This is a genomic window from Ilumatobacter sp. (genome assembly GCF_041688325.1).
In the GTDB taxonomy this organism is placed as follows: Bacteria; Actinomycetota; Acidimicrobiia; order Acidimicrobiales; family Ilumatobacteraceae; genus Ilumatobacter_A.
Genome location: NZ_JBDNIJ010000041.1, coordinates 1 through 4,358, shown reverse-complemented (window position 1 = coordinate 4,358; position 4,358 = coordinate 1). Strand labels below are relative to the sequence as shown.

Genomic DNA, 4,358 nt, shown 5'->3' with positions numbered 1-4,358 from the left:
TTGTCGCTGCCCGAACCGTCGACAGAACCGCCGAGGTCGTTCACCACAATCAGTGCACCACGTGCTGCCATCATCAGTGCGTGCTGCCTACCCAGGCCGCCACCGGCGCCGGTGATGATCGCTACTCTGCCGTCGAATCCAAGATCAGTCATGGGGAGCCACGTTACCCACGGGTAACCGAGGTCGACCAACCTTGTGCCATGTGGCGGCCCGTAGTCGGCCTCGTCGTGGCCGACGAAAGAATCTCCGTCTCGCCAACGAACATCGTCGACGCCGCAGAGATGACGGTCCTTGCAGCAGATGCAGCAGATGCAGCGGGCGTGCTCGGCGGCAAGATCAGGACGTCGATTGATCCGTCAAATATCAATTGTCCTGACGAGACTGCCGTGCTCGCCAATGATCAGATGCAGTACGAGATCACCGATGAACGCTGGTGCTCGGGCTGCGCCCGACTCGCTCACGCTCGGAGGGCCGACGCGATCCGAACTGGGTTGTCGGCGCTCACGACGACGCGTTCGTCGTCGATGCTGACCGGGACACCGAGGCCGTCGGCCAGCGTGAGCGTGCACCCGTCGTGATCGAGGTCGACACGGATCTTGGAGCCGTGTCGGGTCAGGTGGAACGTGATGCCGTCCCACGCCGCTGGAAGGCGAGGCGTAAACTCGACGAAATCGCCACGTTCGACCAACCCGGCGAAGCCGTACACGATGCCGGCCCACACACCGCCGGCGGATGCGATGTGCACACCGTCAGCGGTGTTGTTGTGGGAGTCGTGGAGGTCGAGGTACAGGGCCTGCAGGAAGTAGTCGACAGCGACATCTTCGTAGCCAACGTTGGCTGCGACGATCGCCTGAACACACGCTGACAGCGACGAGTCCCCAGTGGTGATCGGGTCGTAGTAGTCAAAGTTGCGCCGCTTCTGGTCTTCTGAGAAATGCTCACCGCGCAGGAACATCGCGAGGACCACGTCGGCTTGCTTGAGCACTCGGTGTCGATAGATGACCAGCGGGTGGAAGTTGAGGAGCAACGGGTACTTCTCGGGCGGCGTGCCCTCCCAATCCCACGGCTCGAGGTCGAGGAACTCGGAGTCCTGGGGATGGATCTCCAGCTGCTCGTCGAATGGGATGTGCATCGCGTCAGCGGCGGCATCCCACGCATCGAGTTCACCGACGTCGAGCCCGGTCGATCGCTGCACGTGTTCGAACATCTCAGGGTTCCACTCGGAAAGGAATCGCACCGTGCGGGCCGCGTAGCGCAGGTTGAAGCGTGCCATGACGTTCGTGTACGTGTTGTCGTTCACGACGGTCGTGTACTCGTCGGGGCCGGTCACCCGGTGGATGTGGAACGTGCCTGATCCGCTGGTGTTGTAGAAGCCGAGGCCGGCCCACATCCGTGCAGTCTCGATGAGGATCTCGGCGCCCTCGTGCGCAAGAAACTCGATGTCGCCCGTTGCGTCGAGATAACGGCGGAGCGCAAAGACCACCGCTGCGTTGATGTGATACTGCGCGGTGCCAGCGGCGTAGTAGGCCGACGCCTCTTCGCCATTGATGGTGCGCCAGGGATACAGCGCACCGTTCTCGCTGAGCATTTTGGCGCGCGACCGGGCGGCGTCGAGCATCTTCCACCGAAAGCGGAGGACCTTCCGCGCGGCCTGCGGGTTGGTATAGGCAAGGAACGGTGCGACGTACACCTCGGTGTCCCAGAAGTAGTGCCCGTCGTAGCCGCCGCCGGTGACGGCCTTCGCGGCGATGCCCTGCTCGTGTGTCCGCGCAGACGCCTGGGCGAGCTGGAACAGGTTCCACCGCAGCGCCTGCTGCGCTCGATCGTCGCCACGCAGTTCGATGTCTGACGCAGCCCAGAAATCGGCGAGCCACGACCGCTGTTCCGAACGCAGTTGGTCGAGACCATCGTCGGCGGCGCGCTGCAGGGTGCGTCGACAACGGTCGGCGAGCTCTTCGGTCGGCACCCCAGTGGAAGAGTGGTACGACGCAAACTTCGTGATCCGGATCGTGTTACCTGGCTGCGCCTCGACGGTGAACACCGTCTTGGCGAGGTCGTCTTCGGTGCTGTGTTCGATGTCGATCGCGCAGGTCGTGTCCACGACATGATGCATGCCGACAGCCAGTGTCATCGCGCTGTTGACGCAGCGGTAGCCGAGGACGGTGTGGTCGCCGTCGTACTCGTTCAACAGAGGTTCGAGCACTCGTTCGGCGAACTGGCTGGACTGGCGCGGGTCGGTGGTGCCGTCGCCCTCACCGAGCGCTGCGTCAGGAACGTGGTATTCATCTTCGCCGTCTTGCCGGTTCATCAGCTGCGAGGAGATGACGATTGGTGCAGCGTCGTCGAGCAGTGTGACCTCGAACGTCATCGCTGCAAGGTGGCGATGCTCGAAGCTGACGAGGCGCGTGGAGGCCACGCTGACGCGCTTGCCGCCGGGCGTCCGCCAGATGAAGCTGCGGGTCAGCTCGCCGGTGCGAAAGTCGAGCGTTCGCTCGTAGTCGATCAGTTCGGCACTTTCGAGCAGGAGCGGTTCGTCGTCGACGTACAACTTGATCAGCTTGGCGTCGGGCGCGTTGACGATCGTCTGACCCGTCGTGGCGAATCCGTAGGCGTTTTCGGCGTGCCTGATCTGCCAGGTCTCGTGGAACCCGTTGACGTAGGTGCCGTGGGAGTGAGCGTTGCGACCTTCTTCCGGGTTGGCGCGCATGCCGATGTAGCCGTTGCCGACGGCGAACAGTGTTTCGGTGTGACCGAGGTCGTCATCGCAGTATTCAAGTTCGGTCAGCCGCCACGGGTCGACGGGAAATCGATAGTCGGGAAGGGGAGTCGGGTTGGCCATGTCAGTTCAGCAGTTCAGTAGTTCAGCGAGGTCGGCAACAACAAATGTCGCACCGTGGTCGAGCAGCGCCTGCGGGCCGGCGCCTCGGTCGACTCCGATGACCACGGCGAAGTTGCCGGCTGCACCGGCGGCGACACCGGAGGTCGCGTCTTCGACCACTACGGTTCGTGCAGGATCGACACCCAGGCGTTGGGCGCCGAGCAGGTATCCGTCAGGAGCGGGCTTGCCAGCGAGCCCTTCATCTGTTGCGACGATGCCGTCGATCACGATGTCGAATCGGTCGCCGAGTCCGGCAGCGTCAAGCACCGGAACGGCATTCTTCGATGACGACACGATGGCGTCGGGGATCGATGCGTTGGTGAGCAGTTCGAGTGTCGCGGCGGAACCCGGATACGGGGCGATGCCGTCCCGTTTGAGCACTTCGTTAAAGAGTGCGTTCTTGCGGTTGCCCAGAGCGCAGACCGTGCCGTCTCCGGGAGCGTCAGAGGCGTCGCCGTCGGGGAGCGTGATGCCACGCGAGGCGAGGAACGACCGGACTCCGTCGTAGCGCGGCTTGCCGTCGATGTATTTGAGGTAGTCGGCCTCGGTGTAGTCGTAATCGGCGAACAGTTCGCCCCAGGCGTGTTCGTGGATCTCGGCAGTCGGTGTGATGACGCCGTCGAGGTCGAACAGCACTGCGTCGTAGTCCGTCCACCGGAAAGTGGCTGCCGTCGGTTGGTCCATCGTTCTGAGGCTACGCGACCGACCAGAGTTGTGTATCGGGTCAGACCCGTTCCGTCGCTGTTGAAAGAAAGCCCTGCCTCTGAGAGCGCTCTTTGTCCTTTGTCTCGCCCGACTACTTGGCGGCGAGATCGAGAGCGCGCTGCTTGAGGGCGCGGTAGTCGAGCTTGCCGTTGTTGGCTCGCCCGACCGTGTCGATTTCGAAGACGACCTTCGGGGCCTTGTAGGCCGCGAGGTTGGCCTTGACGTGATCGCGAAGTTCTTGGGATTCGATGGTGGCGCCGGGGTGAGCCTCGACCAGCGCAGTGATCGATTCGCCCCACTTCTCGTCAGGCAGGCCGACTACTGCGGCATCGGCGACGGCGGGATGCCGCTTCAGGCACTCTTCGACTTCTTCCGGGTAGACCTTCTCGCCACCGGTGTTGATGCACTGGCTGCCGCGTCCGAGGAGGGCGACGGTGCCGTCGACCTCGACCGTGGCGTAGTCGCCAGGGATTGAGTAGCGCTCGCCGCCGATGATCACGAAGGTTTCGGCCGACTTGGCTTCGTCCTTGTAGTAGCCAATCGGGGTGCGGCCCCGGAGGGCCACCCGGCCACGCTCGCCCGAGCCGGGAACGACGTCGTTGCCGTCATCGGTGATGACTCGCGTGTTGGGTCCGAGTTGGAACTGGGCGGTCTGACGATTCGGATCGCTCACTGACTCGGAGGTCGTCGTGTTTGTCGCCATGCCGATCGCTTCGCTCGATCCGAGCGCGTCGACCATGATCAACCGATCGTTGTGGCGGAGCAGGCCGTCCTT

The 4,358-nt window shown here is 63.4% G+C and carries 2 protein-coding genes and 2 pseudogenes; all 4 read right to left on the bottom strand.

Annotation, left to right across the window (positions count from 1 at the left end; translation table 11 throughout):
* Positions 1-152: pseudogene (locus ACH2EI_RS02830) on the bottom strand (short-chain dehydrogenase); the annotation flags it as partial.
* Positions 153-457: 305 nt separating this feature from the next.
* Entirely contained in the window at positions 458-2,839 is a 2,382-nt protein-coding gene (locus tag ACH2EI_RS02825) for a glycoside hydrolase family 65 protein (protein WP_395154581.1), read from the bottom strand.
* 6 nt (positions 2,840-2,845) lie between these two features.
* Positions 2,846-3,562 (bottom strand): HAD family hydrolase, encoded by a 717-nt coding sequence (locus tag ACH2EI_RS02820; RefSeq protein ID WP_395154580.1) that lies wholly within the window; start codon positions 3,560-3,562, stop codon positions 2,846-2,848.
* A gap of 112 nt (positions 3,563-3,674) precedes the next feature.
* Positions 3,675-4,358: pseudogene (locus ACH2EI_RS02815) on the bottom strand (acyl-CoA synthetase); the annotation flags it as partial.